This window comes from Microbulbifer maximicatervae (SeqCode) (assembly GCF_052468095.1).
In genome coordinates this window covers 984,736-998,772 of the sequence record NZ_CP174332.1, presented here as the reverse complement: position 1 = coordinate 998,772, position 14,037 = coordinate 984,736, and the positions used below count along the sequence as shown (strand labels likewise).

Sequence of the window (14,037 nt, the reverse complement as noted above, 5' to 3'; positions counted from 1 at the left end):
CATTTTCTGAGTTCAAGCAGTAAATAATTAGCTCTGGGTAGAGGAAGCCAGCTTACCGTGACACTGCTTGTACTTTTTCCCGGAACCACAGGGGCAGGGATCATTGCGCCCGACTTTAGGACCGCGACGCTCCGGTGCCGGGGTAGCCGGCTGCTGCTCCTTGGGCTCACTTTCTGGAAGCGCCGAAGCTTGAGCGTGTTGCAGCTCAAGCTGCTGCCTGCGCTGCTCTTCCAGGCGACGCTGCTCCATCTCTTCCGCTTGCTCACGAGTCATCGGCTCTACGTGGGCAAGAATACGCACCACTTCATGCTTGAGGTTCTCCAGCATGCTCTGGAACAGGTGGAAAGACTCGCGCTTGAATTCCTGCTTAGGGTTTTTGTTGGCGTAAGCCCGCAATCCAATACCCGCACGCAGGTGGTCCATGCTGGAAAGATGCTCTTTCCACAACTGATCCAACACTTGCAGCATAATCTGACGCTCGATAGTCGGCATCAGATTGGCATCACCGGAAGATTCACCAATGCGGGAAACTTTTGCAGCATAGGCTTCCTGCGCGGCGACAGTAATCTTTTTCCGCAGGCTCTCTTCGTGCAGAGTGCGATCTTCATCGAGCCACTGCTGAACCGGCAACTGGATACCCAATTCGCCAGAGAGCTGCTGCTCTAGAGCTGGAATATCCCACTGCTCTTCCACGCTCTGGGGGGGAATAGAACCGGAGACAATGCCGTCAACCACATCTTCACGAATGGCAGAGATCGTATCACTGATAACCTCAGCTTCCAGCAGCTCATTGCGCTGGCCGTAAATCACCTGACGCTGGTCATTGGCCACGTCATCGTATTCCAACAACTGTTTGCGAATATCAAAGTTGCGACCTTCAACACGGCGCTGGGCTTTTTCGATAGCGTTGGAAACCATGCGGTGCTCAATCGCCTCACCGCGCTCCATACCCAGCATCTGCATAAAATTCTTCACCCGGTCAGAGGCGAAGATGCGCATAAGGTTATCTTCCAGGGACAGATAGAAACGAGTAACACCTGGGTCACCCTGGCGACCTGCACGGCCTCGTAGCTGGTTATCAATACGGCGGGACTCATGACGCTCAGTACCGATAATATGTAGACCGCCCGCAGCGATCACCTGCTCGTGGCGCTTACCCCAATCTTCCTTAACTTGCGCAAGCTCCGCTTCGGTCAGCTCACTACCCTTCTCCTGGGCCAGGGCTGCCGCTTCAGCCTCCCAGTTACCACCGAGCACAATGTCGGTACCGCGACCGGCCATATTGGTAGCGATAGTCACTGCACCCGGGCGACCCGCCTGGGCGATAATCTGTGCTTCGCGCTCGTGGTATTTCGCATTGAGAACCTGGTGCTTAATGCCCGCCTTTTGCAACTTGCGGGACATTTCCTCTGAGGTCTCGATAGAAGCAGTACCTACAAGGATCGGAGCCTGCTTTTCACGGCAGTGCTTCACATCCTCAATAATCGCTTCCATCTTCTCTTCCTGGCTCAGGTAAACCAGGTCATTGAGATCTTCACGTTGAATTTGCTTATTGGTGGGGATCACCACCACGTCCAGGCCATAAATTTGCTGAAATTCAAACGCTTCTGTATCCGCTGTACCGGTCATTCCCGCAAGTTTGGGGTAGAAGCGGAACAGGTTCTGGAATGTTGTAGAAGCGAGAGTCTGGCTCTCACTCTGAATCTGCACACTCTCTTTTGCTTCCAGCGCCTGGTGCAGGCCTTCGGAGAGACGGCGACCGGGCATGGTCCGACCTGTGTGCTCATCAATTAACACCACCTGGCCATTCTGCACGATGTAATCCACATCGCGATTAAACAGTACATGCGCGCGCAGGGCAGCGTGCACGTGGTGCAACAGACCCAGGTTCCCAGGGGCGTAAAGGGACTGATCTTCCTTCATTAACCCGCTGCGTGACAGCAGGTCTTCGATCAACAAGTGGCCCTGCTCCGTCAGCTCAACCTGGCGAGTCTTTTCATCAACGGTGTAGTGCCCCTCCCCACCTTCTTCGGCACGCTCCAGCTGGGGAACCAACTTATTCATTGCCATATATAGGTGGGACGAGTCTTCGGCGGCTCCAGAAATAATCAGCGGAGTACGCGCCTCATCGATCAAGATGGAATCCACCTCATCGACAATAGCGAAATTCTGAGGGCGCTGCGTGCGATCCTCTTTGCGCAACACCATGTTGTCACGCAGATAATCAAAACCGAATTCGTTATTAGTGCCGTAAGTAATGTCAGCCTCATAGGCCGCTTTCTTTTCTTCCGGTGGCTGCTGGGAAACAATAACTCCCACCGTCATGCCCAGGAATTCATATACCGGGCGCATCCAATTGGCATCCCGCGAAGCGAGATAATCGTTCACCGTAACAATATGAACGCCCTTGCCTTCAAGTGCATTCAGATAGGCCGGCAGGGTTGCAACCAGGGTTTTACCTTCACCGGTACGCATCTCTGCAATACGCCCTTCATGCAGGGTCATCCCGCCGATCAGCTGAACATCGAAGTGGCGCATACCCATGGCCCGGCGACCCGCTTCACGCACTGCCGCAAACGCCTCAGGCAGAATTTGATCGAGCTTTTCCCCGTCAGCGAGTCGCTGCCTAAACTCATCCGTTTTAGCCCGCAGGCCCGCATCGTCAAGCTTCTGGAAATCCTCTTCCAAAGCGTTGATCTTTCCCACGACGCGTCGCATGCGCTTCAGCTCGCGGTCATTTTTTGAACCAAAGACCGATTTAATCAGTTTGCCAATCATTATCTAGAAACCACTTATCTTATTTGCGCTGTCGGCGCTAATATCGGGCAGATCGATGCACCGACGCTCCTTTATGCGAGGGGTGCAAGTAAACAGGAAGGCGCAAGCGCTGGCAACTCTTATGCCAAGCTACCAACAATTACGCGTAAAGGAAGGATAGTTCTTATCTGCCTGTGCGGCGGATATAGCTAGCTGGATCAACCGTGCGGTTGTTCTTATATATCTCAAAGTGAACATGGGGCCCGGTAGAACGGCCACTGGAACCCATCAGGGCAATAGTCTGCCCCCTCTTGACCACGTCACCCAATCCCACTTTCAGCTCACTATTGTGCCCATAGCGGGTTGAATAACCATTGCCGTGATTAATTTCTACCAACTGACCATAGCCATGGCGCTCATCAGCCCAGGTGACAACACCTGCGGCTACTGAAACAACATCGGAGCCCATCTTGCCGGCAAAATCCACCCCCTTGTGCCAGGTCCTACGGCCAGTGAATGGATCGGTGCGATAACCATAACGGGAAGACATCCACCCCTTGCTAATCGGGCGGCCTGCCAAAAACTGCTCATCCTCAAGTTTGAGGTTCGCCATCAGAGATTCGAGAGTGTTCAGCTGCATTTGGCGATCTTCAATCTGATGAGAGAGATCCCCAATAACATCCAGGAATTCCGGTGGCTGATACGGCAACTCTGATGCACCTGCGATTCCGGGGTCTTCCGGCCCACCGATAGCAGGAGCACTGCCAAACTCAAACTCCCCTTCATCGAGATTGGCAACAGAGGTTAAACGCTCACCCAGTGCATCAAGGCGAGTTAAACGCGCCTGCAACTCTGCAAGCTTAACGGTAAGAGCTGCCAGCTGCTCCCGCGCCTCTCTATCTGCTTCAGCAATTTCTTCCTGCTGTTTGCGCAGTGCGCGGCTCCAGGCCTTGGCCGTTCGGGAATCAAATAGGTCAGTTTTAGTAACCGGTAAATTCGCCCCCAGCAGAAATGCACCCACAGGGAGGCTCAGCAAGCACAACCCCAACAGGGCTTTGCTCAAACTGCCAAAATTAAAGCTGCGAGTCGCACCGCGCTCATTAACCAGGATTACTTTCATAGGAACTGTGAGGAGTTCGACATTTTTAATTTTCGTTAGTCCCCAGCTCACAAGCCGAGGTGCCAAACCGATAAGAATACCAAAAATCTATAGGCTTTCTCTGTGAAACAATCATACAAAAAAGCCGGCACTATAATGCCGGCTTCTTGCGAAAGTATCAAACTGCCAAAATAGGCTTAATATAGGAGATCGGTGCTTCTTCCTGCTCACCTTCAAAGGTGACCATTTCCCAAGCATCCTCCTGAGCCATCAGGTTGCGAAGGGATTTATTGTTCAGCGCATGGCCAGACTTAAAGGCCTTGAACTCACCAATCAGGCTGGTCCCCAGAAGATAGAGATCGCCAATCGCATCCAGAATTTTATGTTTCACAAATTCGTCTTCATAACGCAACCCGCCTTCATTCAGAATGCGGTACTGATCAATCACAATTGCGTTATCAACGGAACCGCCCTGAACCAGGCCCTTGGAGCGCAGGTACTCGATTTCGTGCATAAAGCCAAAGGTACGGGCGCGACTCACTTCCTTCACAAAGGAGGTACTGGAGAAGTCCACGGATGAACTCAGGTTACGCCCCTGGAAAACCGGGTGGTCAAAGTCGATTGTGAAGGACACTTTAAAGCCATTAAAAGGCAGGAAGCTGGCAACCTTATCGCCATCCTCTACAGTTACTGGCTTCTTGATTCGCAGGAATTTCTTCGGAGCTGCTTGCTCTTGGATACCTGCAGATTGAATTAGAAATACAAATGGGCCGGCACTGCCATCCATAATGGGCACTTCTTGCGCGGATAACTCGACAACCGCGTTATCAATGCCAAGGCCCGCCATTGCCGAGAGCAGGTGCTCTACCGTAGCAATGCGAACATCACCCTTTTCCAGGGTGGTTGAAAGGAGAGTGTCGCCGACATTTTCCGCACGAGCCTCGATTTCAACTACCGGGTCCAAATCGGTTCTACGGAACACGATACCGGTGTCTACGGGCGCTGGTTTAAGGGTAAGTACAACTTTCTTGCCAGTGTGCAGACCTACGCCAGTGGCGCGAATAGCATTCTTAAGCGTGCGCTGTTTGATCATGAAACTATCTTTTCCCCGTCGGTGGACTACGCCCCTAAGGCGCAGCAAGCCATCGATACTAGCACAATTGCGACGCCAATACCAATTCTGGGCGAGTGGTCACCACAACTGTGCACCACCTACCTATATGAGGATAGATCAAGCAAAGATTGCAGCGCCAACGCATGTCGCTATGACAGCATTCTAAGATCCTAAGCTCCGCAAGCGCTGTTAATAATTGTTAATTATTTTAGATAGTTATTGCGACTCACCAGTTCTGATCAAAATCTACACAAACGGGCAAGGGCCCACCCATTCGACAAGGTAGACCCGAGCAAAAGCCGCACCGCAGCGGCAATACCCAGCCGGAGCCGGGCAGACATGAGCGGTGTTCTGCCTCTGCGGTACCGTTTCCTAGTCTGCCTGACGGCGCAGGAAGGCTGGAATATCCAGGTACTCCATATCCGCATCAGCGGGATTCAGGGCAGGAGCCGGGCGCTTGGGGCGCTCCGCTTCAGCACGAGGGCGCGGATCAATGGCCTCGCGGCTTGCCAGTCCCGCAGAGCTGTGGCCAGCGTGAGCGCTGTGAGTATCGCGAACCTCACGGGTTTCACGAACAGGCTCGCGAGGCTCTGGGCGGCGAGTATTATCCACCACCTTCGCCGGACGCGCTGCAGGAGTACCCTCGCCAAGACCTGCGGCCACAACGGTAACCCGCATCTCATCACCGAGCTTATCATCTACCGCTGTACCGATAACCACAGTAGCTTCATCGGAGGCGATTTCCTGGACAATCTCACCTACTTCAGAGTACTCACCCAGGGTCAGTTCCTGACAGCCCGCCTCTTCGCTACCGGTGATGATATTCACCAGGATACCGCGAGCACCTGCCAGGTTGACGTTATCCAGTAGCGGGCTTCGCACGGCTTTCTCAGCCGCTTCGCGCGCACGGTTTTCACCGACGGCAGAACCGGACCCCATCATCGCCATGCCCATTTCAGACATTACGGTGCGCACATCGGCGAAGTCCACGTTCATGATGCCCGGACGAATCATCAGGTCGGCAATGCCTTGTACAGCACCCAATAAAACGTTATCTGCCTCTTTGTAAGCAGATTTCATTGTGATCTTGCTACCGAGTACTTCCAGCAAACGATCGTTGGGGATAGTAATCAGAGAATCAACTTTATCGCGCAGCTCGAGGATACCCTCTTCAGCTACAACTGTGCGTTTGCGCCCTTCGATCTTAAATGGGCGAGTAACTACCGCAACGGTAAGGATGCCCAGTTCTTTTGCAATCTCAGCGACAATCGGTGCACCACCGGTACCGGTACCACCGCCCATACCGGCAGTGATGAATACCATATCCGCACCGGTTAATACCTCAGCAATGCGATCGCGATCTTCAAGTGCGGACTGACGGCCAATATCCGGGTTTGCCCCTGCGCCCAAACCGCGTGTAATTGTGTTACCCAGTTGCAGGATAGTGCGGGCCTCAACATCTTTGAGGGCCTGTGCATCTGTATTTGCACAGATAAAATCTACACCCTCAACATCATTGGCGATCATATGCTTAACAGCATTACCACCACCGCCGCCGACACCAATCACCTTGATGACAGGCTTATCCTGTACGCTATCAACTAGTTCGAACATTGCTGTTCCCCTTTCTTGCTCATGTCGAATTTTACAGCCATGCCTAAAAAAAATCCTTCACCGGATGGCTAAATCTGGTTGCACTCTATTACAAATTTCCGCGAAACCAGTGCTTTACCTTGTCCCACCACTGATTATCGTTGCGCACAGGCTGTATTTTGCCCTCTCGAGCCTCTTCCTGCTGCATCGCATACATCAATAATCCAACTCCAGTGGAATAAATTGGGTTGCTGACGATATCCGTCAAACCTGCAATACCCTGAGGCACTGCTAGGCGAACCGGCATATGAAAAATTTCCTCAGCCAGTTCAACCGCGCCCTCCATTTTTGAAGAGCCGCCGGTAAGTACTACACCCGCCGCACACAAATCTTCGAAGCCGCTGCGACGTAACTCCGCCTGTACTAATGTAAACAATTCGTCGTAGCGCGGCTCAACGACCTCGGCCAATGCCTGTCGGGATAAATCCCTGGGCGCGCGATCACCAACGCTGGGTACCTTAATGGTCTCACCTTCGCGAGCGAGTTTTGCCAACGCGCACGCATATTTGATTTTCAAGTCTTCTGCGTGCGGTGTCGGTGTGCGCAAAGCCATGGCAATATCATTGGTAACCTGGTCTCCAGCAATCGGTATCACACCGGTATGCCGAATAGATCCACCAGTAAACACAGCAATATCGGTGGTTCCCCCACCAATATCTACCATGCATACTCCCAACTCTTTTTCATCTTCGGTCAGGACTGCGTAACTTGAAGCCAATTGTTCAAGAATGACATCTTCTACTTCCAGACCACATCGACGAATACACTTTTCAATATTCTGTGCAGCATTCACTGCACCGCTGACCAAATGGACCTTTGCTTCGAGGCGAACACCAGACATTCCGAGAGGTTCTTTTACCCCTTCCTGATTATCAATCAGGTATTCCTGCGGAAGCGTGTGCAAAATCTTCTGGTCCGCAGGAATAGCGACAGCCCTGGCAGCATCAATAACACGATCGAGATCCTGCTGGGTAACCTCTCGATCCTTAATCGCAACTATACCGTGAGAGTTCAAGCTGCGAATGTGACTTCCCGCAATCCCTGCGTACACAGAGTGAATTTCACAACCCGCCATCAACTCAGCTTCTTCCACAGCGCGCTGTATAGATTGCACGGTTGATTCAATATTAACCACTACGCCCTTTTTCATTCCAGTGGAACGATGAGAGCCGATACCGACAATATTAAGTTCCCCATCACCGGAAGCTTCACCGACAATAGCGACTACTTTAGAGGTGCCTATATCCAGTCCAACAATCATGCGCTGATCGGATACCTGTGTCATTTTCGTGCCAACCTCGCTGAGCTGCATTCTGTTTCAGGTTCTGCTATCGGACCAGAACACAGCATTCGCTTTTAAACTTTTATCTATAAAACAGCCACCCGGGCTGCCTCGATGTTTACTTTTCTTCGTCTTTCCACTGAACCGCTACCGCATTGCTGTAGCGCGTATCGACGCTGACAACTTTTTGCAAGTGCGGCGCCAGTACACCCCGACTCAAATACAGAAAACGGTGTACCCGCTCCAATAAAGCATCATGGCCAAGTTTTAATTCAATTCCCGACACTAACTCCAGATGCCAACCGCTTAGGTCGTCAAATGACAACCGTTTAACCTCCATATCCCGCGTGGTCAGTAACCCCGCAAGCGCGCGGTATTGCAGCATAATCCGCTCTACCAATTCTTCATCCCCGGCAAGCTCGGGCAGGGACTGAACCCCCATATGTGACGGACGCGGCAGCAGATCCCCACTCGCTACCAACAATTTATCTTTACCCCAGGTGGCGAGAGGTTGCGCTTCAGTGATATCAACCTCAACACCCTTCGGCCAACGCCTGCTCACCGAGGCGGAAGTAATCCAGGGGTTAGACAGTAATGTCTGCTGCATCGCCTGAATGTCCGCTGAAAAAAAGCCCGCTTTCAAGTGAGGAAGAAGCACCTCTCTTAACTCTTCTTCAGTTACCGCATTAAAAGCCCCGCGTACTTCAACTTGCTCTAGAGCATCAACATTACTCAACTCAACCGATGGCACCCATCGCCATAACCAAACTGCACCATAGAGCAAAGCACTAAAGCCTGCGAACATCACCAATAAAAAAAAACACCGCTTCCAGTTCAGACGAAGCTTCTCGGGATCATCGGTTCCAAGAGGGCTCGCTCCGCGAGCTGTCTTTTTTTTTCTCCCGGCTGATTTCGTTCCAGCTCCTTTCACTAGCTACTTAGCCCTCGCCGCTGCGCTCGCCCAAGCGCCAATCAGCCAACCTTTGCGAAAGTGCTCCGACGTTGCCAGCTCCCTGGGTCAGGACAATATCACCTGGCTCCAACAGATCAGCTAATACCGGTGGAACCTGATCGATAGTTTCCATAAAAATCGGATCTACCTGTCCCCTGTTGCGTAAACTTCGCGCAAGCGTTCTGCCATCGGCACCAGCAATTGGCGCTTCACCCGCACTGTATACATCCAGCAAAATTAACTTATCCACCTCAGAGAGGACCTGGACAAAGTCTTCAAACAAGTCCCGCGTACGGGTATAACGGTGGGGCTGATAAATCATTACCAAGCGACGATCCGGCCAGCCATCTCGAACTGTCTTTACAGTAGCGGCTACCTCACGTGGGTGGTGACCGTAGTCATCTACCAACATCACCTTATCGGCTTCGGTATCATCGCTAACGGCATAATCACCGTAGATCTGGAATCGACGACCAACGCCCTGGAAGCCTATTAGACCTTGGCTAATTGCTTCATCACTAACGCCTTCATCACTAGCTACAGCAATTGCTGCAGTCGCATTGAGAACATTGTGAATACCCGGTGTATTCACAGAAACCTGCAATAGATCACCCTTCGGTCTCTGTACCGTGAAATGACTGCGCAGTGGTTCCTGCTTTACTTCAACGATACGGTAGTCATTACCCTCATCAAATCCATAGGTCAGAACCGGGCGGGAAAACTTGGGAATAACTTCCTGAACATTGGCGTCATCCCCGCAAACTACCGCCAAACCGTAAAACGGCAGGTTGTGAACAAAATCAATAAAGATCTGCTTTACCTTTTCGAAGTCTCCACCATAAGTTTCCATATGGTCTGCATCGATATTGGTAATCACCGTCACCATCGGCTGTAAGTGAATAAAAGACGCATCGCTCTCATCAGCTTCAGCCACTAAATAACGACTTTCGCCCAAGGCAGCATTGGCACCTGCAGCGTTGACCAGACCACCGATAACAAAGGTCGGGTCTTTTTTATCTGCCGCAAAAATTGAGGCGATTAAGCTGGTCGTGGTGGTCTTTCCGTGGGTTCCTGCCACAGCAATGCCATAGCGATAGCGCATTAGTTCACCGAGCATTTCGGCACGGCGTACAATAGGGATTCTCTTTTCTCTCGCTTCAACCAGCTCCGGGTTATCACCATGTACGGCAGAGGAATTGACCACAACATCAACGCCGCGAACATTTTCCTCGCTGTGCCCGATTTGGACCTTAACGCCCAATTTGCGCAATCTATCAGTAACTGCAGATTCACGCAGGTCAGAACCTGAGACTTCGTAGCCCTGGTTCTGCAGTACCTCTGCAATGCCGCTCATACCGGCACCGCCGATACCGATAAAGTGGATACGGCGGATACGGCGCATAGCCGGTACCGCATAACTTTTATCTTCGTTTGTCTGCACTGAAGACATTACTTTAACCTTCGTCCACTTATTCTGTGTTACCTGGCCGAGGCCAGCTCTTCCCTGCAAGCATTTACTACTTGCTCGGTCGCATCAGTTTTTGCCACGCGCCGTGCGGAGGTCGCCATTTGCAATAGTTTCTGGCGATCTTCTAGCAGGCTTTGTAATAAGTCAGATAACTTCTGCTCGTCCATTTCCCGCTGCTGCATAACAATCGCTCCGCCAGCATTTTGCAACCACTCGCCATTACGCGTTTGATGATCATCAATTGCAAAGGGAAAAGGCACCATGATTGCACCGACTCCCGCAGCTGAAATTTCAGAAACAGTCAAAGCCCCGGAACGGCAAATAATCAGGTCCGCAGCGCGGTAGGCCTCAGCCATATCCGCAATAAAAGGGACCACCTCAGCTTCTACCGCCGCCTCTTTATAGGCGTCTTTGGCAGTCTGAAGGTGGCGCTCTCCCGCCTGATGGACCACTACCGGGCGCAGGGAGGGTTCCAGCAATGCGATTGCCTTAGGAACCAGTTCATTAATTGCTACAGCACCGAGGCTACCGCCCAATACCAAAAGGCGCAGAGACGACTGGCTGCCAATTCGAGTTTCTGGCTCAGGCAATTCTGCAATCTCTTTGCGCACTGGATTGCCCACTTGCCTGGCTCCGGGTAACCCACTGGGAAATGCTTCCAGCACCTGGCTGGAAATCCGCGCTAACAAGCGATTTGTCGTTCCGGCAACAGCATTTTGCTCGTGAATAATCAACGGTATCCCCCCGAGACGGGCTGCAACGCCCCCTGGGCCGGTCGCAAAGCCGCCAAAGCCGAGTACTGCATCAGGTTGTACCTGCTTAACAACTGTCCTGGCCTGAGCAATTGCCCGCAAAATTTGCAACGGGGCTTTGAGTAAGGCCAACTTTCCCTTCCCCCGAATACCCTCCACTTTAATGCAGTGCAAAGGAATATTCGCCGCAGGTATTAATCGGGATTCAATCCCACGGGCAGTACCTAACCACTCGACAACAGCCCCCTGCTCTTGCAACGCTTTAGCCACAGCCAACGCTGGGAACACATGACCGCCGGTACCACCGGCCATCAGCAAAAACTTCTTTCCAGAAAAACGCTTATTTACTTCAGACATCAAACCGTTTCTCCGTTGCTGCCCTTCACACTGGACTTGGGTGAATGGAATATTGGCAGCTGACGCAAAAGCTCAAGCCCCCCGCTTCCGTTTTCAACAGGCTCTTTTAGTTCAGCCCGAATCCGCATCGCCAAGCCGAGTAATGCACAACATACAATCAGACTGCTGCCACCAGAGCTGACAAATGGCAGCGTTAGCCCTTTAGTCGGCAACAAGCCTGAAGCAACGCCCATATTCACGAAAGCTTGTCCTGCCAATAGCACTGCCATACCAAAAGCTAGAAGTGCAGCGAAAAACTTCTCCTGCACCAGGGCCTCTTTTACCAGGCGGAGCAGTGAGTAGGTGAGAACAACAAAAAGCCCTACCAGCACTACACCACCCAACATTCCCCATTCCTCTGCAAGAATGGCGAAAATAAAATCCGTATGGGCCTCAGGCAGGTAAAACAGTTTTTGCACACTATTGCCCAAACCAACTCCAAACCACTCTCCGCGACCAAATGCAATCAGGGACTGGGTAAGTTGGTAGCCACTGGCAAACTGATCCCCCCAAGGATCCAGAAACGTCAGCAATCGCTGTAAGCGATAGGGACTCATCAGTGCCATTAACGCCAGTCCACTCGCAGCCGCAGCTACCAATAAAAAAGTATGGGGAAGACGCGCTCCCGCTAAAAAAACCATTGCCAACACGGTGCCTGAAATTACAACCACCGAACCGAAGTCCGGCTGTAAAAGCAATAGCAGAGCAACCGTTGCGAGAATCACCACTGGCACCATAAAGCTGGTCCAGTGGCGTAGTTGCTTATTTCGACGAGTTAAAAAACTGGCGAAAAAAACTAGCAGACAGAACTTAGCCACTTCCGCAGGTTGTACAGTTATGCCGGCAAATACCAGCCAACGCCGGCTACCGTTCACCTCCCGTCCAATCCCCGGCACAAGCACGGCAATCAATAGCAGGCAAGCAAATAGTAATAATGGCCAGGACAGTCGAGACCAAATTGACAGGGGAATCTGACTGACGACAAATCCAGCTAACCCACCAACCATCAAAAAAGCCAAATGGCGCCTAAGGAAATACCAGGGATCACCATAAAGATCCGTAGCGAAGGCGATAGATGCGGAAGCAACCATCACCACACCGATGCTAGCCAGAACCAGAACACTGAGTAGCAGCAGCCCATCCTGCCATTCACTACCTTGAGTCTTGATTACCTGGGCACTCACCGGGAGCCTCCAGCGGTATCGCACAATTCCAGAACGGCCTGGCGAAAATCATCACCACGGGCTTCAAAGTTGCGATACATATCAAAGCTGGCACATGCCGGTGATAACAATACATAGTCACCGCTATTGGCTAATTGCCTGGCCTCAGCGACGGCCTCTATCATTGTGCTAGCCCTGCGAATCTCGCACAGGCCATCAAAGACACCGGCTATTTGGTCTCCATCTACACCGATACACACCAGAGCCCGGAGTGCTCTTGCACTTTTTCGTAAGGGAGCAAAATCAGCACCCTTGCCATCCCCTCCAGCAATAAGCACTATTTTACTGGTTGCCGTAGCCAAGCCATCCAATGCCGCCTGGGTTGCTCCTACATTGGTGCCTTTTGAATCGTTAACATAAACAACGTCTTCAAAATCAGCCACGCGCTCACAGCGATGTTTCAGCCCGCGAAAGCTGCGTAAAATTTTTAGCATCGCCTCAGTGGGCAGGCCCAGTGCATAACCCATTGCCAGGGCTGCCAAACCATTGGCAATATTATGCTTACCCACCATAGCCAAATCGGCCACAGGCATTAAAACTTCTGTGCCTCGAGCCAACCAGTTCTGCCCCTCATGCAAGCGCAGGCCAAACTGATTGAGATCCGGCTGATCAAGCCCAAAACTCCACTCCCGTCTCTCTCGGGAAAGAGGCCCCTGGGATAAGGGGTCCGCGCGATTTATCACGAACTGATCCGCTCCGCGATAAATGCGCTGCTTGGCCCGGTGGTACTCCACCATACTGGGGTAGCGGTCCATATGGTCCGCACTCATGTTTAAAATGGTGGCTACGGTAGGTGCCAGCGAGTAGGTGGTTTCCAATTGAAAACTGGAAAGCTCCAAAACAAAGATGTCCGGCAGAGGTTTCTCAAGTAAATCCAGCACCGGCACACCGATATTGCCACCCACACCAACTGTCAGCCCTGCCTCTTCAACCATCTCCCCCAGGAGTGTGGTCACTGTACTCTTTCCGTTGGAGCCTGTGATCGCGGCGAGCTTTGCTGTCGATTGCATCCGAGTCAGGGCCTGGGCAAATAACTCAATATCCCCAACCACAGGAATCCCATCCGCAATCGCCTGCTGCAATACGGGTTCAGCAAGCGCAACTCCCGGGCTAGCAATAATCAAGCTCGCGGCGAGTATTGTCCCCGGGCGCAATGGACCTGTTTCCACCGCAACCTCAGGGAACTCCTGACGGAAAGCTTCGAGCCCCGGCGGGTTATCGCGACTGTCTGCCACGACCGGCGTATGGCCGTGACGCAGCAGGTAGCGCACCACCGACTTTCCGGTAGCGCCAAGACCTATTACCACTTTCTGCTGTGAAGAAGTCGCGATCAGGCTCATT

At 52.1% G+C, this 14,037-nt stretch carries 10 protein-coding genes; all 10 read right to left on the bottom strand.

Translation table 11 applies throughout. From position 1 onward, the window contains the following. Positions 1–27 precede the first annotated feature (27 nt). Complete coding sequence (secA, locus tag ACJJIL_RS04345) at positions 28–2,778, bottom strand: preprotein translocase subunit SecA (protein WP_445361275.1); 2,751 nt, start codon at positions 2,776–2,778, stop codon at positions 28–30. A 163-nt stretch (positions 2,779–2,941) separates the two neighbouring features. Further along, positions 2,942–3,877 (bottom strand): M23 family metallopeptidase, encoded by a 936-nt coding sequence (locus ACJJIL_RS04340; protein WP_413663007.1) that lies wholly within the window; start codon positions 3,875–3,877, stop codon positions 2,942–2,944. Between the two features lie 157 nt (positions 3,878–4,034). Continuing rightward, on the bottom strand, positions 4,035–4,949 hold the full coding sequence (gene lpxC / locus ACJJIL_RS04335) for a UDP-3-O-acyl-N-acetylglucosamine deacetylase (RefSeq protein WP_282933860.1): 915 nt from the start codon (positions 4,947–4,949) through the stop codon (positions 4,035–4,037). A gap of 393 nt (positions 4,950–5,342) precedes the next feature. Next, entirely contained in the window at positions 5,343–6,584 is a 1,242-nt protein-coding gene (gene ftsZ / locus ACJJIL_RS04330) for a cell division protein FtsZ (RefSeq protein ID WP_445361274.1), read from the bottom strand. Positions 6,585–6,672: 88 nt separating this feature from the next. Next, positions 6,673–7,908, bottom strand: a complete 1,236-nt coding sequence (gene ftsA, locus ACJJIL_RS04325; protein WP_282933862.1) for a cell division protein FtsA — start codon at positions 7,906–7,908, stop codon at positions 6,673–6,675. Positions 7,909–8,023: 115 nt separating this feature from the next. Next, a complete protein-coding gene (locus tag ACJJIL_RS04320; RefSeq protein ID WP_413665884.1) occupies positions 8,024–8,710 on the bottom strand; it encodes a cell division protein FtsQ/DivIB in 687 nt (228 codons plus the stop codon). A 133-nt stretch (positions 8,711–8,843) separates the two neighbouring features. Beyond that, complete coding sequence (murC, locus tag ACJJIL_RS04315; RefSeq protein WP_445361273.1) at positions 8,844–10,307, bottom strand: UDP-N-acetylmuramate--L-alanine ligase; 1,464 nt, start codon at positions 10,305–10,307, stop codon at positions 8,844–8,846. A 29-nt stretch (positions 10,308–10,336) separates the two neighbouring features. Next, entirely contained in the window at positions 10,337–11,434 is a 1,098-nt protein-coding gene (murG, locus tag ACJJIL_RS04310; protein WP_445361272.1) for an undecaprenyldiphospho-muramoylpentapeptide beta-N-acetylglucosaminyltransferase, read from the bottom strand. Then, a complete protein-coding gene (gene ftsW, locus ACJJIL_RS04305; protein WP_445361271.1) occupies positions 11,434–12,657 on the bottom strand; it encodes a putative lipid II flippase FtsW in 1,224 nt (407 codons plus the stop codon). Before ftsW ends, murG begins: the two co-directional genes overlap by 1 nt. After that, positions 12,654–14,036 (bottom strand): UDP-N-acetylmuramoyl-L-alanine--D-glutamate ligase, encoded by a 1,383-nt coding sequence (gene murD / locus ACJJIL_RS04300; protein ID WP_445361270.1) that lies wholly within the window; start codon positions 14,034–14,036, stop codon positions 12,654–12,656. Before murD ends, ftsW begins: the two co-directional genes overlap by 4 nt. Position 14,037 lies beyond the last annotated feature (1 nt).

Excerpts from the sequence above, each read along its gene's own strand:
- secA (WP_445361275.1), bottom strand. The coding sequence starts at position 2,778 with ATGATTGGCAAACTGATTAAATCGGTCTTTGGTTCAAAAAATGACCGC.
- ACJJIL_RS04340 (WP_413663007.1), bottom strand. The coding sequence starts at position 3,877 with ATGAAAGTAATCCTGGTTAATGAGCGCGGTGCGACTCGCAGCTTTAAT.
- lpxC (WP_282933860.1), bottom strand. The coding sequence starts at position 4,949 with ATGATCAAACAGCGCACGCTTAAGAATGCTATTCGCGCCACTGGCGTA.
- ftsZ (WP_445361274.1), bottom strand. The coding sequence starts at position 6,584 with ATGTTCGAACTAGTTGATAGCGTACAGGATAAGCCTGTCATCAAGGTG.
- ftsA (WP_282933862.1), bottom strand. The coding sequence starts at position 7,908 with ATGACACAGGTATCCGATCAGCGCATGATTGTTGGACTGGATATAGGC.
- ACJJIL_RS04320 (WP_413665884.1), bottom strand. The coding sequence starts at position 8,710 with ATGTTCGCAGGCTTTAGTGCTTTGCTCTATGGTGCAGTTTGGTTATGG.
- murC (WP_445361273.1), bottom strand. The coding sequence starts at position 10,307 with ATGTCTTCAGTGCAGACAAACGAAGATAAAAGTTATGCGGTACCGGCT.
- murG (WP_445361272.1), bottom strand. The coding sequence starts at position 11,434 with ATGTCTGAAGTAAATAAGCGTTTTTCTGGAAAGAAGTTTTTGCTGATG.
- murD (WP_445361270.1), bottom strand. The coding sequence starts at position 14,036 with ATGAGCCTGATCGCGACTTCTTCACAGCAGAAAGTGGTAATAGGTCTT.